The organism is Pseudomonas sp. 31-12, from assembly GCF_003151075.1.
GTDB lineage: Bacteria > Pseudomonadota > Gammaproteobacteria > Pseudomonadales > Pseudomonadaceae > Aquipseudomonas.
Genome location: NZ_CP029482.1, coordinates 3,093,185 through 3,117,575 on the forward strand (window position 1 = coordinate 3,093,185; position 24,391 = coordinate 3,117,575).

General features: G+C 59.5%; 21 protein-coding genes and 1 pseudogene. 17 read left to right on the top strand and 5 right to left on the bottom strand.

The window, feature by feature from the left end; genetic code table 11:
• Positions 1 to 12: 12 nt before the first annotated feature.
• Positions 13 to 780, bottom strand: coding sequence for a hydroxyacylglutathione hydrolase (gene gloB, locus DJ564_RS14630; RefSeq protein ID WP_109630536.1), 768 nt, complete (start codon positions 778 to 780; stop codon positions 13 to 15).
• A gap of 65 nt (positions 781 to 845) precedes the next feature.
• On the opposite strand from gloB, the gene DJ564_RS14635 reads away from it, so the two are divergent.
• Both DJ564_RS14635 and rnhA read left to right on the top strand, forming a co-directional pair.
• Positions 846 to 1,604 carry a class I SAM-dependent methyltransferase gene (locus DJ564_RS14635; protein ID WP_010459795.1) on the top strand — a complete coding sequence of 253 codons (759 nt, stop codon included), beginning with the start codon at positions 846 to 848 and terminating at the stop codon, positions 1,602 to 1,604.
• Between the two features lie 91 nt (positions 1,605 to 1,695).
• Positions 1,696 to 2,148 (top strand): ribonuclease HI, encoded by a 453-nt coding sequence (gene rnhA / locus DJ564_RS14640; RefSeq protein ID WP_008028618.1) that lies wholly within the window; start codon positions 1,696 to 1,698, stop codon positions 2,146 to 2,148.
• Positions 2,149 to 2,259: 111 nt separating this feature from the next.
• On the opposite strand, the gene DJ564_RS14645 is transcribed toward rnhA, so the two are convergent.
• Positions 2,260 to 2,562 carry a DUF2388 domain-containing protein gene (locus DJ564_RS14645; RefSeq protein ID WP_109630539.1) on the bottom strand — a complete coding sequence of 101 codons (303 nt, stop codon included), beginning with the start codon at positions 2,560 to 2,562 and terminating at the stop codon, positions 2,260 to 2,262.
• A 188-nt stretch (positions 2,563 to 2,750) separates the two neighbouring features.
• On the opposite strand from DJ564_RS14645, the gene dnaQ reads away from it, so the two are divergent.
• The 3 genes from dnaQ (at position 2,751) to DJ564_RS14660 (ending at position 6,710) form a co-directional block, all read left to right on the top strand.
• Positions 2,751 to 3,509, top strand: a complete 759-nt coding sequence (gene dnaQ, locus DJ564_RS14650; protein ID WP_109630542.1) for a DNA polymerase III subunit epsilon — start codon at positions 2,751 to 2,753, stop codon at positions 3,507 to 3,509.
• Between the two features lie 316 nt (positions 3,510 to 3,825).
• Positions 3,826 to 6,081, top strand: coding sequence for an arginine/lysine/ornithine decarboxylase (locus DJ564_RS14655; RefSeq protein ID WP_109630547.1), 2,256 nt, complete (start codon positions 3,826 to 3,828; stop codon positions 6,079 to 6,081).
• Positions 6,082 to 6,095: 14 nt separating this feature from the next.
• Entirely contained in the window at positions 6,096 to 6,710 is a 615-nt protein-coding gene (locus tag DJ564_RS14660; protein WP_109630550.1) for a GNAT family N-acetyltransferase, read from the top strand.
• On the opposite strand, the gene DJ564_RS14665 is transcribed toward DJ564_RS14660, so the two are convergent.
• Positions 6,676 to 7,569: a LysR substrate-binding domain-containing protein gene (locus tag DJ564_RS14665; RefSeq protein WP_109630552.1), complete on the bottom strand. Its 894-nt coding sequence runs from the start codon at positions 7,567 to 7,569 to the stop codon at positions 6,676 to 6,678. The genes DJ564_RS14660 and DJ564_RS14665 overlap by 35 nt on opposite strands.
• A gap of 88 nt (positions 7,570 to 7,657) precedes the next feature.
• Positions 7,658 to 7,918: a hypothetical protein gene (locus tag DJ564_RS14670; protein WP_094467661.1), complete on the bottom strand. Its 261-nt coding sequence runs from the start codon at positions 7,916 to 7,918 to the stop codon at positions 7,658 to 7,660.
• Positions 7,919 to 8,092: 174 nt separating this feature from the next.
• On the opposite strand from DJ564_RS14670, the gene DJ564_RS14675 reads away from it, so the two are divergent.
• The 3 genes from DJ564_RS14675 to DJ564_RS14685 all read left to right on the top strand — a co-directional run bounded on the left by DJ564_RS14675 (position 8,093) and on the right by DJ564_RS14685 (position 10,476).
• The gene (locus tag DJ564_RS14675; protein ID WP_109630555.1) at positions 8,093 to 8,653 is read left to right on the top strand and encodes an NADPH-dependent FMN reductase; all 561 of its coding nucleotides are present in this window, start codon (positions 8,093 to 8,095) and stop codon (positions 8,651 to 8,653) included.
• Between the two features lie 161 nt (positions 8,654 to 8,814).
• Positions 8,815 to 9,162, top strand: coding sequence for a metalloregulator ArsR/SmtB family transcription factor (locus tag DJ564_RS14680; RefSeq protein WP_109630556.1), 348 nt, complete (start codon positions 8,815 to 8,817; stop codon positions 9,160 to 9,162).
• Positions 9,163 to 9,192: 30 nt separating this feature from the next.
• Positions 9,193 to 10,476: an arsenic transporter gene (locus DJ564_RS14685; RefSeq protein ID WP_109630559.1), complete on the top strand. Its 1,284-nt coding sequence runs from the start codon at positions 9,193 to 9,195 to the stop codon at positions 10,474 to 10,476.
• Positions 10,477 to 10,579: 103 nt separating this feature from the next.
• On the opposite strand, the gene DJ564_RS14690 is transcribed toward DJ564_RS14685, so the two are convergent.
• Positions 10,580 to 11,530, bottom strand: coding sequence for a DUF1853 family protein (locus tag DJ564_RS14690; RefSeq protein ID WP_109630561.1), 951 nt, complete (start codon positions 11,528 to 11,530; stop codon positions 10,580 to 10,582).
• A 107-nt stretch (positions 11,531 to 11,637) separates the two neighbouring features.
• On the opposite strand from DJ564_RS14690, the gene DJ564_RS14695 reads away from it, so the two are divergent.
• From DJ564_RS14695 to DJ564_RS14745, 9 genes and pseudogenes are all read left to right on the top strand, one after another.
• On the top strand, positions 11,638 to 12,528 hold the full coding sequence (locus DJ564_RS14695) for an NAD(+) kinase (protein ID WP_010459816.1): 891 nt from the start codon (positions 11,638 to 11,640) through the stop codon (positions 12,526 to 12,528).
• The gene (locus DJ564_RS14700; RefSeq protein ID WP_371922079.1) at positions 12,525 to 13,499 is read left to right on the top strand and encodes a metallophosphoesterase; all 975 of its coding nucleotides are present in this window, start codon (positions 12,525 to 12,527) and stop codon (positions 13,497 to 13,499) included. The genes DJ564_RS14695 and DJ564_RS14700 overlap by 4 nt, the downstream gene beginning before the upstream one ends.
• Entirely contained in the window at positions 13,496 to 14,365 is an 870-nt protein-coding gene (locus tag DJ564_RS14705; RefSeq protein ID WP_109630566.1) for a rhomboid family intramembrane serine protease, read from the top strand. Before DJ564_RS14700 ends, DJ564_RS14705 begins: the two co-directional genes overlap by 4 nt.
• Positions 14,366 to 14,395: 30 nt before the next feature.
• Entirely contained in the window at positions 14,396 to 14,656 is a 261-nt protein-coding gene (locus tag DJ564_RS14710) for a YeaC family protein (RefSeq protein WP_090183249.1), read from the top strand.
• Positions 14,653 to 15,483: a DUF2797 domain-containing protein gene (locus DJ564_RS14715; protein ID WP_109630569.1), complete on the top strand. Its 831-nt coding sequence runs from the start codon at positions 14,653 to 14,655 to the stop codon at positions 15,481 to 15,483. Before DJ564_RS14710 ends, DJ564_RS14715 begins: the two co-directional genes overlap by 4 nt.
• Before the next feature lie 10 nt (positions 15,484 to 15,493).
• The gene (pepN, locus tag DJ564_RS14720) at positions 15,494 to 18,151 is read left to right on the top strand and encodes an aminopeptidase N (RefSeq protein WP_109630571.1); all 2,658 of its coding nucleotides are present in this window, start codon (positions 15,494 to 15,496) and stop codon (positions 18,149 to 18,151) included.
• 633 nt (positions 18,152 to 18,784) lie between these two features.
• Positions 18,785 to 20,273, top strand: a pseudogene (locus tag DJ564_RS14730) (IS3 family transposase).
• Between the two features lie 609 nt (positions 20,274 to 20,882).
• Positions 20,883 to 21,956, top strand: a complete 1,074-nt coding sequence (locus DJ564_RS14740; protein WP_109630577.1) for a YCF48-related protein — start codon at positions 20,883 to 20,885, stop codon at positions 21,954 to 21,956.
• Positions 21,957 to 21,984: 28 nt separating this feature from the next.
• Entirely contained in the window at positions 21,985 to 24,369 is a 2,385-nt protein-coding gene (locus DJ564_RS14745; RefSeq protein WP_109630581.1) for an RND family transporter, read from the top strand.
• Positions 24,370 to 24,391 lie beyond the last annotated feature (22 nt).

The window sequence follows — 24,391 nt, forward strand, 5'->3', positions numbered from 1 at the left end:
TGGCGAGCCAGGTTAGAACTTATCTTTCCAAGCCCTAAGAGCAGCAAAGACCGCACTCGGAGCCCGGTTTTGGGTTCCATTCCGTTCGTCCACTTTTTCTTTAACGGATGTTTCGTCGACACGCAAAAAGGGGTTGGTCTGCTTTTCAAGCGCCAGAGTAGAGGGCAGCGTCATGATTCCGGCTGCACGTTGCTCGGTAACTTTTTCCAGACGTGCGGCGGTGTCCGGATTGCCCGGTTCGACCGCTGCGGCAAACTTCAGGTTGCTCAGGGTGTATTCGTGGGTGCAGTAGACCAAGGTGTCTTCGGGAAGCGCGGCAAGGCGGCTCAGCGAGGCGTGCATCTGCTCCGGCGTGCCTTCGAACAGGCGCCCGCAACCGGCGGCAAAGAGGGTGTCGCCGCAGAACAGCAGGCCGTGATGGTAATAGGCGATATGTCCCAGGGTGTGTCCGGGCACGGTGAAGACGTCGAAGTCCCACCCCAGCACGCTGACGCGGTCGTTGTCCTTGAGCGCCACGTCCCGGGCCGGGATGGTTTCGCTGGCCGGGCCGTAGACTGTTGCGTCTGTCGCTTTTTTCAGCTGCTCGACGCCGCCGACATGATCATGATGGTGATGAGTGACCAGAATATCGCTCAATACCCAACCCGGATGCACCGCCAGCCAGGCTTGCACGGGCGCGGCATCACCCGGATCGACCACGGCGCAGCGCTGGGTGCTGTGGTCTTGTAACAACCAGATGTAGTTGTCGGTGAAGGCGGGCAGGGCACTGATCTGTATCATCGTCGGATTCGCCAAGCGGAAAACAATGGCGCATCTTAGAACTTCCTGGCGCGTTGGAGAATGCAATGACCGATAAAGCGTTCGCTCAGGCCGATCCTGAGTGGCTGAATTTGATCAGCGCGGCCCGTGAATGGCTGTCCGGGCCCATCGGGCAATTTTTGCTGGACGAAGAACGACGCATGCTCGAAGACGAGCTGGGGCGCTTCTTCGGTGGCTACCTGGTGCATTACGGTCCGTCAGCCCAGACGCCACCGTCTGCACCGCAAGTGCAGCGCAATGTGCGGCTCGGTGCACCGTTGCCGGGTGTCGAGATTGTCTGCGAAGAGCAGGCCTGGCCGTTGAGCGAGCATGCCGCCGATGTGGTGGTGATGCAGCACGGGCTGGATTTCTGCCTGTCGCCCCACGGTTTGCTGCGTGAAGCCGCGAGCAGCGTACGGCCCGGCGGGCATTTGCTGATCATCGGCATCAATCCCTGGAGCAGTTGGGGCTTGCGCCATGTGTTTGCCCACGACGGGTTGCGCAAGGCGCGCTGCATCTCGCCGTCGCGGGTCGGCGACTGGCTGAATCTACTGGGCTTCGCGCTGGAGAAACGCCGCTTCGGGTGCTATCGTCCGCCGCTGGCTTCACCCGCCTGGCAGGCTCGTCTCGCCGGTTGGGAGCGCAAGGCCGGTGACTGGCAACTATCAGGTGGCGGCTTCTATTTATTAGTGGCGCGCAAGATCGTTGTTGGCTTGCGGCCGGTTCGTCAGGAACGTCGCGAACCGATGGGCAAGCTGATTCCACTGCCGATGGCCAAAGTCAACCGTCGCAACATCGAGCCGTAACACACTCTTTATTTCCCGGCCGGGTTCGCCCCGGCCTCGGGCATCGTCGGTCACTGATCGGCGAGCCACCGAATTTTCTGGATAGATTGGCATGAGCGATAGCGTAGAACTCTTCACCGACGGCGCCTGCAAAGGCAACCCTGGCCCTGGCGGCTGGGGCGCATTGCTGGTGTGCAAAGGCGTTGAAAAGGAACTGTGGGGCGGCGAAGCCAATACCACCAACAATCGCATGGAGCTGATGGGCGCGATCCGCGGCCTGGAAGAGCTCAAGCGTTCCTGCGACGTGTTGCTGGTGACCGACTCCCAATACGTGATGAAAGGCATCAATGAGTGGATGGACAACTGGAAGAAGCGTGGCTGGAAAACGGCGGCGAAGGAACCGGTGAAAAACGCTGATTTGTGGAAACTGCTGGATGAGCAGGTCAACCGTCACAACGTCACCTGGAAGTGGGTGCGCGGACACATCGGCCACCACGGCAACGAACGGGCCGACCAGTTGGCCAACCGTGGCGTGGATGAAGTGCGCGGGTACAAGCAGGCTTGATGATTCCACTCTGTCCTGTGGGAGCTGGGCTTGCCCGCGATGAACGATGACGCGGTTTTACTGAAAGACCGCGGTGCCCGCATCGCGGGTAAGCCCGGCTCCCACAGGAAATCACAGCATCAGGATCGCGCTCGCTAGTTGCTGGTCGGAATACTGATCGCTGACCTTTCCGCGGATCCGCAAAAAAGCCGCCTCGATCCGCGCCCCGCGAATCGTCCCCTCGCTCGCCACAAACGCCGCCGCAACATCCTTCGCCGCCAGCACAATCTTGTCGTCGCTGAACGACCCGCTAGTGCCTTTGCTCGAGCTCAACGTCAAACTCACCGTCACATCCGTGCTGATCACGAAACTGGTGGCCTGGGCGCCCGTACCCAACAGGCAAGTGCTCAATAATAGAAACCGTGCGGTCTTCATGACGAAATCAAACCCATGGGAAACAAGCCACGCACGCTAACAAGCCGTACCTCTCCAGACTTTATGAACATTGCTAATGATTGTTAAAAACTGCATGAGCGTCGGTCACTTGGCTGCGCGCGCCGGATCCCGTCAGCGTGTTAACATCGCCGCTTTTGCACGATTGACCCGTTGAGAGCTGAGCACTGATGGCCACCAGATCCGTTGTACTCGATACCGAAACCACCGGCATGCCGGTGACCGACGGCCACCGGATTATCGAAATCGGTTGTGTCGAGTTGATCGGTCGGCGCCTGACCGGCCGGCATTTCCACGTCTACCTGCAACCGGATCGCGAGAGTGACGAAGGCGCTATCGGCGTCCACGGCATCACCAACGAATTCCTCGTGGGCAAACCGCGTTTTACTGAAGTGGCCGATGAGTTCTTCGAATTCATCAAGGGCGCGCAGTTGATCATCCATAACGCGGCGTTCGACGTTGGCTTCATCAACAACGAATTCGCCCTGATGGGCCAGCACGATCGTGCGGACATCACGCAACACTGCTCGATTCTCGACACCCTGATGATGGCCCGGGAACGTCACCCGGGGCAGCGCAACAGCCTCGACGCCTTGTGCAAACGTTATGGCGTCGACAACTCCGGCCGTGAACTCCACGGTGCCTTGCTCGACTCCGAGATCCTCGCCGACGTTTACCTGACCATGACCGGCGGCCAGACCAGTCTGTCGCTGGCCGGTAATGCGTCCGACGGCAACGGCTCCGGCGAAGGCGCGGACAACTCCGCCACCGAAATCCGCCGCTTGCCGGCGGATCGCAAGCCGACCCGGATCATCCCTGCCAGCGAAGATGACCTGGCCCGGCACGTGGCACGCCTGGAAGCCATCGCCAAGTCCGCCGGCGCCCCGTCGCTGTGGCAGCAACTGGTTGAGGCCAAGGCGCAGGCGTGAATCAGGGCTGATGTGACACGGCTTGTGTGGCGAGGGGGCTTGCCTGTGGCGAGGAGCTTGCTCCCGTTCGGCTGCGAAGCAGTCGTCAATCCTGCGAACTCTGTGCTTCTGAAGGAATGCAGGGGGCCGCTTCGCAGCCCAACGGGAGCAAGCTCCCTCGCCACAACTAGTCCTGCTGAATGTTCGAGATTGATGGCCACATGATGGTGCATTCATTGACCCGCTTCGGGGCATCGACGCTCGCCACATCCGCTTCAACCCTCTACCCTGAGCATATTGGCAGGCCATGGTCTGCAGCCTCAGGACACTGAGCCTCATGTATAAAGATTTGAAATTCCCGGTATTGATCGTCCACCGCGACATCAAGGCCGACACCGTCGCCGGTGACCGCGTGCGGGGCATCGCCCGGGAGCTGGAACAGGAAGGCTTCAGCATTGTGTCGGCGGTGGATTACACCGAAGGGCGGCTGGTCGCTTCGACCCATCACGGCCTCTCCTGCATGTTGATTGCCGCTGAGGACGCCAGCGCCCATTCGCATTTGTTACACAATATGGCTGAGCTGATCGGCTTGGCGCGGGTTCGCGCGCCGGACTTGCCGATCTTCGCGCTGGGGGAGCAGGTGACGCTGGAAAATGCTCCGGCCGATGCCATGGCCGAGCTCAATCAACTGCGCGGCATTCTCTATCTGTTCGAAGACACCGTGCCCTTCCTGGCCCGGCAAGTGGCCCGGGCGGCGCGCAAATACCTTGATGGTTTGCTCCCGCCCTTTTTCAAGGCACTGGTGCAACACACCGCCGATTCCAATTATTCCTGGCACACCCCCGGTCATGGCGGCGGCGTGGCGTACCACAAGAGTCCGGTTGGCCAGGCGTTCCACCAGTTTTTTGGGGAAAACACCCTGCGTTCGGACTTGTCAGTCTCGGTGCCGGAACTGGGCTCCTTGCTCGATCACACAGGTCCGTTAGCTGATGCGGAAGCCAGGGCCGCGCGCAATTTCGGCGCTGATCACACCTTTTTCGTCATCAACGGCACCTCGACCGCCAACAAAATCGTCTGGCATTCGATGGTCGCTCGCGATGACCTGGTGCTGGTGGACCGTAACTGCCACAAGTCGGTGCTGCACTCGATCATCATGACCGGCGCGATTCCGTTGTACCTGTGTCCGGAGCGCAATGAACTGGGGATCATCGGTCCGATTCCACTGAGCGAATTCAGCCGCGAATCGATTCAGGCCAAGATCGACGCCAGCCCGCTGACCCAAGGCCGTGAGCCCAAGGTAAAGTTGGCGGTGGTGACCAACTCCACCTACGACGGCCTCTGCTACAACGCCGAGTTGATCAAGCAGCAACTGGGCAACACCGTCGAGGTCCTGCATTTCGACGAGGCCTGGTATGCCTACGCGGCGTTCCACGATTTTTTCGCCGGGCGATACGGCATGGGCACCTCCCGTGGCGAAGACAGTCCGCTGGTGTTCACCACGCATTCCACGCACAAATTGCTGGCCGCGTTCAGCCAGGCCTCGATGATTCATGTCCAGGACGGCGGCGCGCGGCAACTGGACCGCGACCGCTTCAACGAAGCGTTCATGATGCATATCTCCACGTCGCCGCAATACAGCATCATCGCCTCGCTGGACGTCGCATCGGCGATGATGGAAGGCCCGGCCGGGCGTTCGCTGTTGCAGGAAATGTTCGACGAGGCCCTGAGTTTTCGCCGGGCCCTGGCCAATCTGCGCCAGCACATTGCCGCGGATGACTGGTGGTTTTCCATCTGGCAGCCGCCTTCGGTGGAAGGCATCGAGCGTGTGGTAACCGAAGACTGGCTGCTGCAACCCGACGCCGACTGGCACGGCTTCGGTGGCGTGACCGACGACTACGTGTTGCTCGATCCGATCAAGGTCACCCTGGTCATGCCTGGCCTGACGGCGGGCGGGGCACTGAGCGATTGCGGGATTCCGGCGGCGGTGGTTAGCAAGTTCCTGTGGGAGCGTGGACTGGTGGTCGAGAAGACCGGGCTGTATTCATTCCTGGTGCTGTTCTCGATGGGCATCACCAAGGGTAAATGGAGCACGCTGCTGACCGAGTTGCTGGAGTTCAAGCGCAGTTACGACGCCAACGTCAGTCTGGCTACCTGCCTGCCGTGCGTGGCGAAACAGAACGTCGCACGTTATCAGGGCATGGGGTTGCGGGATTTGTGCGATCAGTTGCACGCCTGTTATCGCAGCAATGCCACGGCCAAACACCTCAAACGCATGTACACCGTGCTGCCGGAAATCGCCATGAAGCCGGCTGACGCCTATGATCATTTGGTGCGAGGTGAAGTGGAAGCGGTGTCGATCGATGCCCTCGAGGGGCGAATTGCCGCGGTGATGCTGGTTCCGTATCCGCCCGGCATCCCGCTGATCATGCCGGGCGAGCGGTTTACCGAGTCGACCCGCTCGATCATCGATTACCTGTCGTTTGCTCGCACGTTCGACAGTAGCTTCCCCGGTTTTGTCGTTGATGTGCACGGACTGCAACACGAAGATGAGGGCAATGGACGGCATTACACCGTTGATTGCATCAAGGAATGAGGACCTTTCCGAGTATGCAACCGATCATGAATCCCAAATACCCAGGCCTCTCGGTGCGTGTCGCCGACGAGGGTTTCGCGCCCTATATCTGGGGCAGCGACTTCAGTTTTGAAGTCGCGGCCTATGGCGCAGCCGAAATCGGCAAGCCGGTGGAGCAGTGGCAGGTAACGCCGATCACCCCTTATCGAAAGTGCTACGGCATTGATCCCGAGGAATTCAGCAGCTTCCGCGATGCCGGCGACAGTGCGGTGTTCATGGCCTATCTCGACGACGAGCCCGTCGGCCATCTGGTGGTCAGCACCAACTGGAACGGCTTTGCCCATATCGACGAGTTGGCGGTACATGCGCCGGCGCGCCGTCACGGTGTGGCCAAGGCGTTGCTGGACGTGGCGCAGTTCTGGAGTCGAAAGAAGAAATTGCCGGGGATCATGCTCGAGACTCAGAACAACAATCTGGGAGCCTGCCGACTGTATGAACGCTGTGGTTACGTGGTGGGCGGGATCGATCACCTGCGTTATCGCGGCATCGACCCGAACACCGCCGAGGTGGCGCTGTTCTGGTATCGCCTGTTTGATAATCCGCTGGAAAACCCGCTCAGCTCGACAACATCGCCACGGCTTGTTCCGTGATGATCTCCAGCAACACCTGAACGGCCGGCATGGGCTCGCCGTTCTTCAGGGTCAGGGCATAGAGGTTGATCGGTACCGCAGGCGCCAACGGGCAGGCATCCAGGCCGCTCGATTTGGCCCCGAGAGCGGTGAACGGGTCGACGATTGCCAGGCCTTCGCCGGCCTCGACCATGCTGCGCATCATCTGATGAGTCTGCACCCGCGTCTGGATGACCGGGGCAGGGCGCAAGGCATGCAGTTTGTTGTCGAGCGCCGGGCTCAGCGGATCATGACCTTCCAGGCCAACCATCGACTGGCCGGCCAGATCCTGCAACGAAATGTACTTTTGCTTGGGTTGCAGCCAGCCATGGGGCGCCAACAGCTGGAGTTTGCCTTGGGCAATCACCTGGCAATGAACGTCGGCGTGGTCAGGATCATGCAGGCTCAGCCCCAGATCGCTTTCACGCAGCAGCAGGCTTCTGACGATCTCGCGGGTGGGTTGGCTAAGCAGGGTGCAAGGCGCATCGGGAAGGCGTCGGCGTAGGGCCGCGATGCTGTGGGGTAATAACTGTTGGGCCAGTGGCGGGGTGCAGATGACGCGCAGCGGGTGCGCCTGATATTGCTTGAGGCTGCTGGCCAGACGCTGGACCGGTTCAAGCGCGTCATAGACGCGGGCGATTTCAACCTGTAGCTCCCGCGCTTCGCGCGTCGCCTGCAAACGTCCACGCACGCTGGAAAACAGCATGAATCCCAACTGATCCTCGGCGTCGCGCAAAAGGCCTTCGACCTCGGCCACCGGCAACTGCAGCCATTCGGCGGCGGTGCCCAGGTGACCGGTCTGCAAGAGCGCGTGGATCACTTCGATATGACGTAAACGCATGCGTGAAGTCCATGTTCAGCAGGTGAGGGAGTCAGTGACTGAATCCTAACTCAAGTGCGCGCATATGACTTCTGCTCATAACGCGGAGTTATGAGGCGGTGGTGATTTCCGGCCGGCTGCCGACATAGGTGTCGGGTTCGCGCACGATGGTGATGTTCGATTGCACCAGCAGAAACTGGTTGTCGTCGAGCTTGTTGACGCGATCGCCAATGGCCAGTTTGTAGGTGGTCACAGGCGCCGAGCCAGTGAGGCCGTCATGCGAGGGGGTGGATTCCTGGAACTCATGCACGGAATAAACGCGGCCTTCCGCGTCTCTTGCATGGAACTGACCGACGAGTACTGCTGCCATCTGCTTAGAACCTCTGGAGATAAATCACTCAATTTGCGGTTCTGTAGACCGTGGTTAAGCGAAGTAAGTTTTCCTACAGGAAAAAAATAGTCAGGGGCGGTAAATTCAACAGCCCACTGGGTGAATCGTCATCTATAACTACAAGTCTTTCCATCGAACAGTCGAGAGTCTTCCATGAGCAACGTCTATACGATCGCCGTACTGGTCGGCAGCTTGAGAAAGGAATCGATCAACCGCAAGGTTGCACTGGCCCTGGCCGACCTGGCGCCTGCCAATCTCAAGCTCACTATCGTCGAAATCGGCGACCTGCCGCTCTACAACGAAGACATCGATGGCGCTTCACCGCCGGCAGCCTACAGCACTTTCCGACAACAAGTGAGTTCATCCGACGCAGTGCTGTTCGTCACCCCCGAATACAACCGCTCGGTGCCGGCGCCGCTGAAGAATGCGATCGACGTGGGTTCGCGTCCGTATGGCAAGAGCGCCTGGAGCGGTAAGCCGGGTGCGGTAATCAGCGTTTCACCGGGCGCTGTCGGCGGGTTTGGAGCCAACCATCACTTGCGCCAATCCATGGTGTTTCTGGATGTGCCGTGCATGCAGCAGCCGGAAGCCTACCTGAGCGGTGCTGGATCGGCGTTTGATGAGGCGGGCAAATTGTCCGAGTCGGTAAAGCCGTTCTTGCAGAAGTTCATCGATGCATATGGCAAGTGGGTCGAGCAACACAAGAAAGAGTGACCCAAACGCAGGATATCCCTTGTAACAGGTACCTTGTGGCGAGGGGATAAATCCCCTCGCCACAGGGCGCTACTACAGAGTTCGGTTATTCAGTCTTTGCTTTACTGCATATTCGAAATTCCATATATTCACGCCTCGTTTGTCCAGAGGCGTGTCTCCTCATGTCCAGCTCCCATAGTCCTGTCGATATTTTCAAGGCCCTGGCCGATGACACCCGCAGTCGCATCGCACTGTTGATCGCCCGCGAAGGTGAGTTGTGCGTGTGTGAATTGACGGCCGGGCTGGACCTCAGTCAGCCAAAAATCTCCCGTCATCTGGCGCAGTTGCGCAGCCATGGACTGCTCGCAGACCGCCGTCAGGGGCAATGGGTTTTTTATCGCCTGCACCCTCAATTGTCGCCTTGGGTAATCACGCTGTTACAGGGCGCACTGGCCGATCACGCTGACTGGCTGGCCGCTGATGTTGACCGATTGCAGGCAATGGCTGATCGCCCCGTTCGCTGCTGCTAACTCCGATTTTTTCTTTGAAGGCTGCTCCGCATGCTCATAGCGTCGCTGATTTTTCTGCTGACCATCACCCTGGTGATCTGGCAACCCAAAGGCCTGGGTGTGGGCTGGAGTGCGACATTCGGCGCGGTGCTGGCACTGATTTTCGGGGTGGTGCACTTGGGCGACATCCCGATCGTGTGGCAGATCATCTGGAACGCCACCGGCACTTTCGTGGCGCTGATCATCATCAGTCTGCTGTTGGACGAGGCAGGGTTCTTTGCCTGGGCAGCCTTGCATGTGGCCCGTTGGGGGCGAGGCAGCGGACGCAAGCTCTTTGCTTACATGGTGTTGCTCGGGGCACTGGTGTCCGCGTTGTTCGCCAATGACGGCGCCGCACTGATTCTGACGCCCATCGTGATTTCCATGCTGCTGGCGTTGCGCTTTTCCCCGGCGGCGACCCTGGCATTCGTGATGGGCGCCGGTTTCATCGCCGACACTGCGAGCCTGCCGCTGGTGGTGTCTAACCTGGTGAACATCGTTTCGGCGGACTTCTTCAATATCACCTTCAACCGTTACGCGGCGGTCATGATTCCGGTCAACTTCGTCAGTGTTGCCGCCACGCTGGCGATGCTGATGTGGTTTTTCCGTCGCGACATTCCCAAGGCTTACGACCCCGAACAACTTGAGCATCCGTCGACCGCAATCCACGACAAGGCGACGTTTTATGCCGGTTGGGCGGTGCTGGTGATTCTTCTGCTCGGCTGCTTTGCCCTTGAGCCATTGGGCATTCCGATCAGCGCCATTTCCGCCGTGTGTGCCGCATTGCTGCTGGCCATCGCCGCCCGTGGCCACAAGATCTCCACGCGCAAGGTGATGAAAGAAGCGCCGTGGCAGATCGTGATTTTCTCGCTGGGCATGTACCTGGTGGTGTATGGCCTGCGCAATGCCGGGCTCACCGGGTATCTGGCGGGGTGGCTGGACGGGTTCGCCCAATACGGCATTTGGGGCGCGGCCATGGGCACGGGCGTGCTGACGGCGCTGTTGTCGTCGATGATGAACAACCTGCCGACGGTGTTGATTGGCTTGCTGTCGATCGATGCGAGCCAGGCCACCGGGGTGGTGAAGGAAGCGATGATTTATGCCAACGTCATTGGCAGCGACCTGGGGCCGAAAATCACGCCGATCGGCAGCCTGGCGACGTTGTTGTGGTTGCACGTGCTGCAACGCAAGAATATTCAGATTGGCTGGGGGTATTACTTCAAGGTCGGGATTGTGTTGACGGTGCCGGTTTTGTTGGTGACGTTGGCGGCTTTGGCGTTGCGGTTATCCATCTAGACCGGGTTGGCCCCATCGCGAGCAGGCTCGCTCCCACAGGGGAATGCATTTCAAATGTGGGAGTGAGCCTGCTCGCGATGGGGCCAGCCCAGGCACGACAAATTCAGCCGCTACCCGGCACATTCGGCCAAAGATCCGCCACCAGAAACAACCGCTCCGCTTCCTCCCAGTCCCCGTCTGCATTCTCGATCAGCCGCACCATCAGTTGCGCCGGCGCCAAAGGCTCCAGATCACTGAGCCACGCTTTCAGCTGCGCCGTGTTCCAGGTCTGATCCACCGGATAATGCGCCGGCGCCAGCCAGGCATGGCGGGGCAGGGGTTGCCAACGGCCGAACGGGCGTTGCACGACAAAATCGGCCCAATCCTTCTGATGCAACCAGCTGCCGCGCAAATGCTGCGGATGCGCGCCGTTGGGTGGTTCGGCTTGTCCTGGCCACGGATACAACAGATAGCCGCCCAGCCACAGATGCGCGCTGAACTGCTGAATATCCAGCGCCGCCAGCACCTCGCGACTCTCGGGGCGAGCGGAAATCGGCAATTGATGCTGGGTCAAATGCGCCAGTTTACGATCCAACCGGTCATGGCAACCCGGCCCCAGCCACTGCGCCGTGTCGCGTCCGTCACCGTTCTGCGGCCCCAGATAAAGTTTGATCGCCAGTTCCAGGTGATGCACACCGTCGCGATCGCGCAGCAGCATATCCAGTTCGCCCAGCGTATGGCCTTCGCGGCGGATCGGCATGTTGGCGGCAATCAAATCGATCCCCGGCGCATGGCGCACGGCGTATTGCCACAGCCGTTCGTAATACAAGCCCAGTCGCCGCGTCCTGGCCTGCGCCAGCCAGTGCAGCAAGTCATAACTGTCCCGGTCCAGTTGCCGAAGCCAAAGCTCCAGCCGTTCCGGTGCCTGCACCCAGTCACTGCCGGCCAGCGGGTGACGCTGCGGCCACGGCGTCTCGTCGAGCATCGGCGGCGCGAGGATGACCCAGGCCAGGTCGCGCACTTCGGGGTGGCGCAACTGGTGGGGTAACTGGAGCAAATCGGGAAATAAGATCATCTTGCGAGCATAGCCCTAAACATGAGTACACCCTTGTGGCTGAAAGGATTTTGTCTATCCCGCGCTTTCGCCCATAATCGTGTTTTTCACCGTCGCGCAGGAACCTCATGGAGCAATTTCGTAATATCGGCATCATCGGTCGCCTGGGCAGTTCGCAGGTGCTGGATACCGTCCGCCGACTGAAACGGTTTCTGCTCGATCGTCACCTGCACGTGATCCTCGAAGACACCATCGCCGAAGTCCTGCCCGGTCATGGCCTGCAAACCTCGTCACGCAAGATGCTCGGCGAAGTGTGTGACATGGTGATTGTGGTCGGCGGTGACGGCAGCCTGCTGGGCGCCGCGCGTGCCTTGGCCCGACACAATATCCCCGTACTCGGCATCAACCGCGGCAGCCTCGGTTTCCTGACCGATATTCGCCCGGATGAGCTGGAAGTCAAAGTCGCCGAAGTGCTCGACGGCCACTACCTGGTGGAAAACCGCTTCCTGCTGCAAGCCGAAGTTCGCCGCCACGCCGAGGCCATTGGCCAGGGCGACGCGCTGAACGACGTGGTGCTTCACCCCGGCAAATCCACGCGGATGATCGAATTCGAGCTGTACATCGACGGCCAGTTCGTCTGCAGCCAGAAGGCCGACGGCCTGATCGTCGCCACGCCGACCGGTTCGACCGCGTACGCGCTGTCGGCGGGCGGGCCGATCATGCATCCCAAGCTCGACGCTATTGTGATTGTGCCGATGTACCCCCATACCTTGTCGGGTAGACCGATTGTGGTCGATGGCAACAGTGAGCTGAAAATCGTCGTGTCCAAAGATATGCAGATTTACCCGCAAGTCTCCTGTGACGGGCAGAACCATTTCACCTGCGCCCCAGGCGACACCATCACCATCAGCAAAAAAGCCCAGAAACTGCGGCTGATTCACCCGCTCGACCACAACTACTATGAGGTCTGCCGGACCAAGCTTGGCTGGGGCAGCCGGTTGGGTGGTGGAGGCGACTGATGCTCGATCCCGCGCGTAGCTACGACCTGATCGGTGACGTGCACGGTTGCGCTCTGACCCTTGAGCACTTGCTCGACCGGCTCGGTTATCACAAACAAGGTGGCGTCTGGCGGCATCCATCGCGCATGGCGGTGTTTGTCGGTGACATCATCGACCGCGGCCCGCGGATTCGCGAGGCGCTGCACATCGTTCACGACATGGTCGAGGCCGGTCAGGCGCTGTGCATCATGGGCAACCATGAATTCAACGCCCTCGGCTGGGCCACGCCGGCGCCGCCGGGCAGCGGCAAGCAGTTCGTGCGCGAACACACGCCACGCCACGCACGCCTGCTCGGTGAAACCCTGACCCAGTTTGAAGATCATCCCGGCGACTGGCATGACTTCCAGCAATGGTTCTACGAATTGCCATTGTTTGTGGACGCCGGACGATTCCGCGTGGTGCACGCCTGCTGGGATTCCGGCCTGATCGAACCGCTGCGCGCGCTGTTCCCCGACGGTTGCGTCGATGAGCATTTCCTCCAGGCCTCGGCCGTGCCGGGCAGTTTCGCCTGCACGGTATTCGATCGCTTGCTGCGCGGCACCGACATGCGTCTGCCCCACGGGTTGACCATGACCAGCGGCGATGGCCTGACGCGTTCGTTCTTCCGCACCAAATTCTGGGAAGACGACCCGCAAACCTACGGAGACATTGTGTTCCAGCCTGACGCCTTGCCCGAACCCGTGGCCCAGACGCCCCTGTCGTCCACGGAAAAAAACACCTTGCTGCGTTATGGCGTCGATGAGCCGCTGCTGTTTGTCGGTCACTACTGGCGCAGCGGCAAGCCGGCACCGATTCGTCCGAACCTGGCCTGCCTGGATTACAGCGCGGTGCTCTACGGCAAACTGGTCGCCTATCGCCTGGATCAGGAAACTCGTCTCGATCCGCACAAATTTGTCTGGGTCGATGTCGAGCGGCCGGAGGTGTTGCGATGAGTACCGTTGCTGTTCTACGCCTGCCGCTGGCAGTGGATTTGAGCGGGTTCGTCAAACTGCTGCAACGCATGCAGGTGCCGCATAGGGTCAGCGAAGAGTCCGGCGAGCAAGTGCTGTGGGTGCCGGCCAATATCAGCGAAGACGTGCGTTCCTTATATGAACGTTTCCCGGCGGGCGACCCTGATCAGCAGCTGGATATTCCCGTCGCACAAACCACCAGGCGACCCGGTTTCGTCGAGCAACTGCGCCACGCCAAGGCGACTGCGCTGGTGTTGCTGCTGAGTCTGATCGTTGGTGCGGTGACGCTGCTGGGTGAAAACCTCGACACGCTGCGCTGGCTGACCTTCCTCGATTTTCGCATCGTCGGCGAGTACATCCATTTTGTACCCCTGGCTGACAGCCTGGCGGCGGGGCAGTGGTGGCGTCTGGTGACGCCGATGCTGATCCACTTCGGCATCCTGCACCTGGCCATGAACGGCATGTGGTACTGGGAGCTGGGGCGGCGCATCGAGTCGCGCCAGGGCAGCATCAACCTGATCGGCCTGACATTGTTGTTCAGCCTGGTTTCCAACTACACCCAGTTCGTTTTCAGTGGCCCGACCCTGTTCGGCGGGTTGTCCGGCGTGCTTTACGGCCTGCTCGGGCATTGCTGGATTTTCCAGTTGTTGTCGCCGAACCCGGCTTATCGCCTGCCGCGTGGCGTGCTGGTGATGATGCTGGTGTGGCTAGTGGTGTGCCTGTCGGGGCTGGTCTCGATGATCGGTTTCGGTGAAATCGCCAACGCGGCCCATGTCAGCGGGTTGCTCGTCGGATGCTTGACCGGTTTGTTGGGTGGTTTGTACAACCGCCGTAAACTGGCCGTCTAATCAGTTATGTATTAAAGAGCGGAGCCCTTGATGTCCTCTTTTAACGAAATGATCCAGAACATCACCCCCGATATCTACCAGAGCCTGAAACTGGCGGTGGAGATCGGCAAATGGTCCGACGGTGGCAAACTCACCGCCGAGCAGCGTGAACTGTCGTTGCAAGCGATGATCGCCTGGGAAATCCAGAACCTGCCCGAGGAAGAACGTACCGGCTACATGGGCCCGCAGGAATGCAGCTCGAAGTCGATCAGCGTGCCAAATATCCTGTTCAAGTCGGATGCCGTCCATTGATTGAGATTGGCCGCGGTGCAATCAGCAAAATGTCGACGCGCCTTGACGGGACGGACGTGCAGTACGCGTTTCGTCTGGATGACGTCGAGGTACCGGTCAATCCATTGATCGGCTCCACGGTGCGTCTGGAATACCTGGGGGCGATCCATTGCTCCCATTGCGGGCGCAAGACCAAAACCAGTTTCAGTCAGGGTTATTGCTATCCGTGCATGACCAAACTGGCACAGTGTGACCTCTGCATCATGAGCCCGGAGCGTTGCCACTACGATGCTGGCACCTGCCGTGAGCCAGAGTGGGGCGAGAAGTTCTGCATGACCGATCACATTGTGTATCTGTCGAATTCGTCCGGGGTGAAAGTCGGGATAACCCGCGCCACCCAGCTGCCCACTCGCTGGATTGACCAGGGCGCCCGTCAGGCGTTGCCGATCATGCGCGTCTCGACCCGCCAGCAATCGGGGTTTGTCGAAGACCTGTTCCGCAGTCAGGTGGCGGACAAGACCAACTGGCGTGCTTTACTCAAGGGCGACGCGGTGTCGGTGAACCTGGCTGAGGTTCGCGATCAGTTGTTCGACAGCTGCGCCGAAGGTTTGCAAGGTTTGCAGGAACGATTCGGCCTACAAGCGATCCAGACTATTGCCGATGTAGACGTCCTCGAAATCCGCTATCCGGTCGAGCAATACCCGGCCAAAATCGTCAGCTTCAACCTGGACAAGAATCCGATTGCCGAAGGCACGCTGTTGGGGATCAAGGGCCAATACCTGATTTTCGACACCGGCGTCATCAATATTCGTAAGTACACGGCTTATCAGCTCGCCGTGCATCAGTAAGGACTCCAGCATGCGCACCGAACAACCGAAGATGATTTACCTGAAGGACTATCAGGCGCCCGAGTACCTGATCGACGAGACGCACCTGACCTTCGAGTTGTTCGAGGACCACAGCCTGGTCCATGCGCAACTGGTGATGCGCCGCAATCCCGAGCGCGGCCCGGGCCTGCCGCCGCTGGTGCTGGATGGCCAGCAACTCGAACTGCTGTCGGTCACCCTGGCTGACCGCGAGTTGAGCGACGCCGATTATCAGCTGACCGAAAACCACCTGACCCTGCACCCGACCAGCACCACCTTCACGGTCGATACCAGCGTCAGGATCCACCCGGAAACCAACACTGCGCTGGAAGGTTTGTACAAATCCGGCACGATGTTCTGCACCCAGTGCGAGGCCGAAGGCTTCCGCAAGATCACTTATTACCTCGACCGCCCGGACGTGATGAGTACGTTCACCACCACGGTGGTCGCCGAGCAGCACAGCTATCCAGTGTTGCTGTCCAACGGCAACCCGATTGCCTCAGGTCCTGGCGAAGAGGGCCGGCACTGGGCGACCTGGGAAGACCCGTTCAAGAAACCGGCGTACCTGTTCGCGCTGGTGGCCGGTGACTTGTGGTGCGTTGAAGACACCTTCACCACCATGAGCGAACGCTCCGTGGCGCTGCGCATTTACGTCGAGCCGGAAAACATCGACAAGTGCCAGCACGCCATGAACAGTCTGAAGAAGTCGATGCGCTGGGACGAAGAGGTCTACGGTCGCGAGTACGATCTGGACATCTTCATGATCGTCGCGGTCAACGACTTCAACATGGGCGCGATGGAGAACAAGGGTCTCAACATCTTCAACTCCAGCGCCGTGCTGGCCCGCGCCGAAACCGCGACCGACGCTGCGCACCAGCGTGTCGAGGCGATCGTCGCCCACGAATACTTCCACAACTGGTCGGGCAACCGCGTGACCTGCCGCGACTGGTTCCAGTTGTCGCTAAAGGAAGGCTTCACCGTGTTCCGCGATTCCGGTTTCTCCGCCGACATGAACTCGGCCACCGTGAAGCGCATCCAGGACGTGGCTTATCTACGTACTCATCAGTTCGCCGAAGACGCAGGCCCGATGGCTCACGCCGTGCGCCCGGACAGCTTCATCGAGATTTCCAACTTCTATACCCTGACCGTGTACGAAAAGGGTTCGGAAGTGGTCGGCATGATCCACACATTGCTCGGTGCCGAAGGGTTCCGCAAAGGCAGCGACCTGTACTTCGAGCGCCATGACGGCCAGGCCGTGACCTGCGACGACTTCATCAAAGCCATGGAAGATGCCAGCGGTGTCGACCTGACCCAGTTCAAACGCTGGTATAGCCAGGCCGGCACGCCGCGTCTGGCGGTGAGCGAGTCTTACGACGCCGCCGCGAAAACCTACAGCCTGACCTTCCGCCAGAGCTGCCCGGCGACCCCGGACAAGGTTGAAAAACTGCCGTTCGTGATTCCTGTGGAATTGGGCCTGCTGGATTCGAAAGGCGCGGCCATTACGTTGCGTCTTTCCGGTGAAGACCGTGATCAGGGCACCTCGCGGGTCATTTCGGTGACCGAAGCCGAGCAGACCTTCACTTTCGTCGACATCGCTGAACAGCCACTGCCATCGTTGCTGCGCGGCTTCTCGGCACCGGTGAAACTGAGCTTCCCGTACAACCGCGATCAGCTGATGTTCCTGATGCAGCATGACAGCGACGGTTTCAACCGCTGGGATGCCGGTCAGCAATTGTCGGTGCAGGTGCTGCAAGAGCTGATCGCTCAGCAGCAGAAGGGCGAGAAACTGGTGCTGGATCAGCGCCTGATTTCGGCCTTGCGCACCGTGCTGTCCGACGAGACGCTGGACCAGGCGATGGTGGCGGAAATGCTTTCGCTGCCGGGCGAGGCGTACCTGACTGAAATCAGCGAAGTGGCAGACGTCGATGCCATCCATATCGCTCGCGAGTTTGCCCGCAAGCAATTGGCAGAAGGCTTGTTCGAGGCGTTGTGGCTGCGTTATCAGGTCAACCGCGATCTGTCGAAGAAAACCCCGTACGTGGCCGAGGCTGAGCACTTCGCCCGCCGCGCGTTGCAGAACATTGCGCTGTCGTACCTGATGCTCAGCGGCAAGCCGGAAGTGTTGGCTGCCACTCTTGAGCAGTTTGAGACTAGCGACAATATGACCGAGCGCCTGACGGCCTTGGCGGTGTTGGTCAACTCTTCATTCGAAGAGGATAAAGCCAAGGCACTGGGGAATTTTGCCGAGCACTTCAAGGACAATCCGCTGGTCATGGATCAGTGGTTCAGTGTCCAGGCGGGCAGCACGTTGCCGGGTGGTCTGGAACGTGTTCGTCAGTTGATGGAGCATCCGGCGTTCAATATCAAGAACCCGAACAAGGTGCGGGCGCTGGTCGGTGCGTTTGCCGGGCAGAATCTGATCAACTTCCATGCGGCTGACGGTTCCGGGTATCGTTTCCTGGCGGATCTGGTGATTGAGTTGAACGGGTTTAACCCGCAGATCGCCTCTCGCCAACTGGCGCCGTTGACTCGCTGGCGCAAATACGACGATGCGCGTCAGGCGTTGATGAAGGGTGAGTTGGAGCGGATTCGTGCTTCGGGTCAACTTTCGAGCGATGTGTTCGAGGTGGTCAGCAAGAGCCTGGCCTGAGTCTGGCGATGCTCCCTCAGGGTTCACTTGGGCCCTGTGGGAGCTGGCTTGCCAGCGATGGCGGCCTTCGGGCCGACTATGTTGTGGTTGATCGGGTACATATCCATTCCTGCGGTTATGGCGGCTGGCGGTTTCGCCCTTACGGCGACTCACTTTTTTTTCAAACGCCAAAAAAAAGTAAGCAAAAAAAGGCTCGCCCCAAGCGTCCGGCCCCTCGCCTGGGCTCGGCGTACCTTCGCTGCGGTATCCATCCGGGGACACTGCCCTCCGGTCTGCTTCGCGACGACCTACATGCAGCGTGTTCGACTGCGTCGAACGGCGCTACGCGCCACTCCCCGGATGAACACCTCCACTCAGCCTCCCGACGGGGCGGGTGGGTCAAGATCAAGAGCTGAAGGCGAGCTAACGCTCGGCCTGATGAGTGGTGAAAAGCAAAAGCCGTACGCTCGTCTGCTTTATGTGGGAGTGAGCTTGCTCGCGAAGGCGGCTTGGTAGTCGACGTGTTCTTGCGGATGTACGTAAGCTTCTCGACGGCTGCGATCTTTTTGGCTTTGGCTTTGGCCCCCGGTGTCAGGGTAGTTGTCGTATCTCCGGTTTTATCCAAAGTATTCCGGGGGCGGCAAGAGTATGGTCATGCCTTTCTACTCACCTGAACGAAAAGCCGCACTGCTGAAAATGATGCTTCCGCCACTGAGCCTTTCAGCGGCTGAGGTCGCGCGCCGCGAGGGTTGCAGCGACATGTCTCTCTTTTATTGGCGCAAGCAAGCCGCGGCCAGGGGAACTCAATTGTCCGACGCCAAGCAACCAGTAGAGAATTGGTCAGCCGAATCGAAGCTGTCGATCATCATCGAAACGTCAGCGTTGTCAGAGCTGGAAATCGGTGAATACTGCCGGCGCAAAGGTATTTTTCCTGAGCAGATCACTGATTGGCGTAACGCGTTTATCGCCAACAGCACCAAGCAATCGGCTGTTAAAAATGTAAATGCTGGCCAATCACGAGACGACAAAAATCGCATCCGCGAACTGGAGCGTGAGCTGCGCCGCAAGGATGCTGCTTTGGCTGAAACGGCGGCTTTGTTGGTACTGCGAAAAAAGCTCAATGCCTACTGGGGGAGCGACGACGAGGACAACTGACCTTGTTGCCAGAACGGTATTTACTCGTTGGTTGGCTCAATGAAGCCATCCTGGCGGGCGCCCGCAGGGCGCCTGCTTGTCAGGAAGTAGGCATTTCACTGAGGACGCTGCAACGCTGGAACTTGCCGGAAGAAATCTTGGCAGATGGACGCACGACGACGCTCAGGCCGATACCGAGCAACGCGCTCAGCGAACTTGAACGACAAGGCATCGTGACGCTGTGCACCAGCAAAGCCTATGCGCATCCTTTTATCGCGTGCTGCATGCGGCAGGTCAGCAGCATCATCGCTCCCGAGCTAAGCGACCGCATCGCCATGAGGCTCCGACCACTTACGCAGCGACATCGGCCAATCAGGTGTGGTCATGGGATATCACCTATCTGCCATCGCCGGTTCGCGGAAAGTTTTACTACCTCTATTTGATCGAGGATATCTACAGCCGCAAGGCCGTGGGCTGGGAAGTCCACGAAGCCGAGAGCGGCGAAAAAGCAGCAGCGTTACTACAGAGAAGCGTAACGCTTGAAAAATGCTGGCGTCAGCCTTTGGTGTTGCACTCGGACAATGGTGCGCCGATGAAATCGGTGACGCTACTGACCAAAATGTATGACTTGGGCATCACTCCATCGCGCGGCCGACCACGGGTGAGCAACGACAACCCGTACTCGGAATCACTGTTCAGAACGCTCAAGTACTGCCCGCAATGGCCGCACGATGGGTTTACCAGCGTGGATGATGCGCGAATCTGGGTGAGGGATTTTATGACCTGGTACAACACCGTGCATCGTCACAGCCGAATCCGCTTCGTAACCCCGGCTCAACGCCACGACGGGAAAGACAAAGAGATCCTGGCGCGCCGGGACGCGATCTACGGGCTTGCCCGAGAAAGAAGGCCGGAACGGTGGTCGGGTGAAACGCGTAACTGGAACCCGATCGGGACGGTGTATCTGAACCCAGAAAGGGAGCTAACCGTAGTGGTAAAAGTCGCGTAGCGAGACGGTGGACGCGATAACTACCTTGAAAAACGCCGTTGGCTTTGGCTTTTGACGTTGATCTTGATCTTGATCTCTCGCCCCTTCGGCAGGCCGAGCGTAGGTGTTCATCAGGGGGTTAGGCGCGTAGCGCCGTGCGGCGAAGCCGCACACATCGAGAGGAGGTCGTCGCGAAGCAGACCGTAGGCGATGCCCCCTGATGGACACCGTAGCGAGGGAACGCGGAGCCTCAGCGAGGCGCCGTACGCCGGGGCGAAGCCTTTTGCTTACTTTTCGGCGTCTGGAAAAGTGAGTCGCTGTAAGAGCGAAACCATAAGTCGCCGTTACCGAAGAAACGGATATGTACACCGAACACCGAACACCAAAGAAACCCCAATCACCCCACCTGATACCCAATCATTCACCCAAACCGCATTCCGCCCCAGTTAACAAAACATAACGTGGCGTCGATTGTCAGACCTTTCCAAACCCCGATAGGATAAGCCAGCTTCCGAAGGGGCTCTAGATTGCGCATTTCAGGACTATGCTCCAGAACAGGCAATCCCGATGGGACCCCTTACGGCGCCCTGAAAGGTTGAACGACCTAACAATAATAATGGGGGAAGGTCTATGAGTGAGCCTGTCATGGGTGTGGGTATTTGCCGCCCGCCGGCATTACGCAAGTTCGCGTTGCTGGCCACAGCGCTCTCGCTGTTGGGTTGTGCCGTGCTGTCGGCACCTGCGTTGGCCGCTGCGGCGCCAGCGTCCGACATTGTTTATGCCGTTGAATCTGCCAAAGCCAGCAAGAGCCTGATGCTCGACGTCGTGCACGCCGGCAAGCGCCTGGTGGCGGTCGGGGATCGCGGGCACATTCTGTATTCCGATGACCAGGGCGCGACCTGGACCCAGGCCAAGGTGCCCACCCGGCAACTGCTGACGTCGGTGTTTTTCGTCGATGACAAACATGGCTGGGCTGTCGGCCATGACGCACAGGTCCTCGCCAGCGAGGACGGTGGCGTCACCTGGACCAAGCAATTCGAAGACCTGAAACGCGAATCGCCGCTGCTCGACGTCTGGTTCCAGGACGTCAACAGCGGCTTTGCCGTGGGCGCCTACGGTGCGTTGATGGCCACCACTGACGGTGGCAAGCACTGGGAAGATGTCAGCGATCGTCTCGACAACGAAGACCAGTACCACCTGAACGGCATTGCAGCGGTCAAGGATGCCGGGCTGTTCATCGTCGGCGAGCAGGGCAGCATGTTCCGCTCCGTCGACTGGGGCCAGACCTGGGAAAAGCTTGAAGGCCCGTACGAAGGTTCGCTGTTCGGCGTGATCGGCACGGCTCAAGCCAACACGCTGCTGGCCTACGGGTTGCGCGGCAATCTGTTTCGCTCCACCGATTTCGGCACCACCTGGGAGCCGGTCGAGCTCAAGGCTGCGCGAGGTGCGCTGGAATTTGGCCTGTCCGGCGCAACGCTGCTCGACGACGGCTCCATCGTGATCGTCGGCAACGGCGGCTCGGTGATCCGCAGCAACGACAACGGCGAAACCTTCAGCGTATTCAACCGTCCGGATCGTATATCCGTTTCGGCAGTGACGGCAGCAGGCAACGGCAATCTGATCCTGGCAGGACAGGGCGGCGTTCGCGTCACCTCGCTAACCGGCGCCAGCGCCGAGAATGGCAAAAACGGGTCGTCCCAATGAGCCGGGCAAATAATAAGAAGGCGGGTCTATGACATCCTTGAGCAGTCATCATCAAGACAAGGCGACGTTTCTTGAGCGCCTGATTTTCAACAACCGCCCGGCAGTGATCGTCATCTGCCTGCTGGTCAGCATCTTCCTGTTCTGGCAGGCGACGCTGATCCGGCCGTCCACCAGTTTCGAAAAAATGATTCCCCTGGATCATCCCTTCATTCAAAAGATGATGGAACACCGTAACGATCTGGCGAACCTGGGCAACACGGTGCGCATTTCCGTTGAAGCCACCGATGGTGACATTTTCTCCAAGGAGTACATGGAGACCCTGCGTCAGATCAACGACGAGGTGTTCTACATTTCCGGCGTCGACCGTTCCGGCCTCAAGTCGCTGTGGAGCCCGAGCGTACGCTGGACCGAGGTGACGGAGGAGGGCTTCGCCGGTGGCGAAGTGATCCCGCAGAGCTACAACGGCTCCCAGCAAAGCCTCGACCTGCTGCGCAACAACGTGCTCAAGTCCGGTCAGGTCGGGCGTCTGGTGGCCAACGACTTCAAGTCGAGCATCGTCGACATCCCGCTGTTGGAGTCCTACCCGGACCCGCAGGACCAGGGCAAGTTGCTGGCACTGGATTACCGCAAGTTCTCCCACGAGCTGGAAGAAAAGATCCGCGACAAGTTTGAAGCGCAGAACCCTAACGTGCAGATCCACATCGTCGGTTTCGCCAAGAAAGTCGGCGACCTGATTGATGGTCTGGTCATGGTGGTGATGTTCTTCGGCGTCGCCTTCATCATCACCCTGATCCTGCTGTACTGGTTCACCAACTGCATGCGCAGCACCGTGGCGGTATTGAGTACGACGCTGGTGGCGGTGGTCTGGCAGCTGGGCTTGATGCACTTCTTTGGTTTCGGGCTTGATCCGTATTCGATGCTGGTGCCGTTCCTGATCTTCGCCATCGGTATTTCCCATGGCGTGCAGAAGATCAACGGCATCGCCTTGCAGTCCAGCGAAGCGGACAACGCCTTGACTGCCGCACGACGCACGTTCCGTCAGCTGTTCCTGCCGGGGATGATCGCGATCCTCGCGGACGCCGTGGGCTTCATCACGCTGCTGATCATCGACATCGGTGTGATTCGCGAGCTGGCCATCGGCGCCTCCATTGGTGTGGCGGTGATCGTGTTCACCAACCTGATCCTGCTGCCGGTGGCGATCTCCTACGTCGGCATCAGCAAGCGCGCCGTCGAACGCAGCAAGAAAGACGCACACCGCGAACACCCGTTCTGGCGCCTGCTGTCGGGCTTTGCCAGCCCGAAAGTCGCACCGGTGTCGATCGTCCTGGCCTTGTTGGCCTTTGGTGGCGGCCTCTGGTACAGCCAGAACCTGAAGATCGGCGACCTTGACCAAGGTGCTCCGGAGCTTCGTCCTGACTCGCGCTACAACAAGGACAACAACTTCATCATCAGCAACTACTCCACCAGTTCCGACGTGTTGGTGGTAATGGTCAAGACCAAGTCCGAAGGCTGCTCGCGCTACGAAGCCATGGCGCCGATCGACGAGCTGATGTGGAAGATGCAGAACACCGAGGGTGTGCAGTCGGCGATTTCCCTGGTGACTGTATCCAAGCAGATGATCAAGGGGATGAACGAGGGCAACCTGAAATGGGAAACCCTGTCGCGTAACCCTGACGTCCTGAACAACTCCATCGCCCGTGCCGATGGCTTGTACAACAACAGCTGCTCCCTGGCGCCGGTGCTGGTGTTCCTCAATGACCACAAGGCCGCAACGCTGGACCGCGCGGTGCATGCGGTGCAGGACTTCGCCAAGGAAAACAACAAGGACGGCCTGGAATTCATCCTCGCGGCGGGTAACGCCGGCATCGAGGCGGCCACTAACGAGGTGATCAAGGAATCCGAGCTGACCATCCTGATCCTCGTCTACATCTGCGTCGCTACCATGTGCATGATCACCTTCCGCTCCTGGGCGGCGACCTTGTGCATCGTGCTGCCGCTGGTGCTGACCTCGGTACTCGGCAACGCCCTGATGGCCTTCATGGGCATCGGCGTGAAAGTCGCGACCTTGCCGGTGGTGGCGCTGGGGGTAGGGATTGGCGTGGACTACGGCATCTACATCTATAGCCGTCTGGAAACCTTCCTGCGTGCGGGCCTGCCGTTGCAAGAAGCCTACTACCAGACGCTGAAGTCCACCGGTAAAGCCGTGCTGTTCACCGGCCTGTGCCTGGCGATCGGCGTGTGCACCTGGATCTTCTCGGCCATCAAGTTCCAGGCTGACATGGGCCTGATGCTGACCTTTATGCTGCTGTGGAACATGTTCGGCGCATTGTGGCTGTTGCCAGCGCTGGCGCGGTTCCTGATCAAGCCGGAGAAACTGGCGGGGCAGAAGGGCAACTCGTTGTTCGCTCACTGATCCCTGGCTGAAACAAAAAAGC

Bases quoted from the DNA above. Each gene is read 5' to 3' on its own strand.
- gloB (WP_109630536.1), bottom strand. From the start codon at position 780: ATGATACAGATCAGTGCCCTGCCCGCCTTCACCGACAACTACATCTGG.
- DJ564_RS14635 (WP_010459795.1), top strand. From the start codon at position 846: ATGACCGATAAAGCGTTCGCTCAGGCCGATCCTGAGTGGCTGAATTTG.
- rnhA (WP_008028618.1), top strand. From the start codon at position 1,696: ATGAGCGATAGCGTAGAACTCTTCACCGACGGCGCCTGCAAAGGCAAC.
- DJ564_RS14645 (WP_109630539.1), bottom strand. From the start codon at position 2,562: ATGAAGACCGCACGGTTTCTATTATTGAGCACTTGCCTGTTGGGTACG.
- dnaQ (WP_109630542.1), top strand. From the start codon at position 2,751: ATGGCCACCAGATCCGTTGTACTCGATACCGAAACCACCGGCATGCCG.
- DJ564_RS14655 (WP_109630547.1), top strand. From the start codon at position 3,826: ATGTATAAAGATTTGAAATTCCCGGTATTGATCGTCCACCGCGACATC.
- DJ564_RS14660 (WP_109630550.1), top strand. From the start codon at position 6,096: ATGCAACCGATCATGAATCCCAAATACCCAGGCCTCTCGGTGCGTGTC.
- DJ564_RS14665 (WP_109630552.1), bottom strand. From the start codon at position 7,569: ATGCGTTTACGTCATATCGAAGTGATCCACGCGCTCTTGCAGACCGGT.
- DJ564_RS14670 (WP_094467661.1), bottom strand. From the start codon at position 7,918: ATGGCAGCAGTACTCGTCGGTCAGTTCCATGCAAGAGACGCGGAAGGC.
- DJ564_RS14675 (WP_109630555.1), top strand. From the start codon at position 8,093: ATGAGCAACGTCTATACGATCGCCGTACTGGTCGGCAGCTTGAGAAAG.
- DJ564_RS14680 (WP_109630556.1), top strand. From the start codon at position 8,815: ATGTCCAGCTCCCATAGTCCTGTCGATATTTTCAAGGCCCTGGCCGAT.
- DJ564_RS14685 (WP_109630559.1), top strand. From the start codon at position 9,193: ATGCTCATAGCGTCGCTGATTTTTCTGCTGACCATCACCCTGGTGATC.
- DJ564_RS14690 (WP_109630561.1), bottom strand. From the start codon at position 11,530: ATGATCTTATTTCCCGATTTGCTCCAGTTACCCCACCAGTTGCGCCAC.
- DJ564_RS14695 (WP_010459816.1), top strand. From the start codon at position 11,638: ATGGAGCAATTTCGTAATATCGGCATCATCGGTCGCCTGGGCAGTTCG.
- DJ564_RS14705 (WP_109630566.1), top strand. From the start codon at position 13,496: ATGAGTACCGTTGCTGTTCTACGCCTGCCGCTGGCAGTGGATTTGAGC.
- DJ564_RS14710 (WP_090183249.1), top strand. From the start codon at position 14,396: ATGTCCTCTTTTAACGAAATGATCCAGAACATCACCCCCGATATCTAC.
- pepN (WP_109630571.1), top strand. From the start codon at position 15,494: ATGCGCACCGAACAACCGAAGATGATTTACCTGAAGGACTATCAGGCG.
- DJ564_RS14740 (WP_109630577.1), top strand. From the start codon at position 20,883: ATGAGTGAGCCTGTCATGGGTGTGGGTATTTGCCGCCCGCCGGCATTA.
- DJ564_RS14745 (WP_109630581.1), top strand. From the start codon at position 21,985: ATGACATCCTTGAGCAGTCATCATCAAGACAAGGCGACGTTTCTTGAG.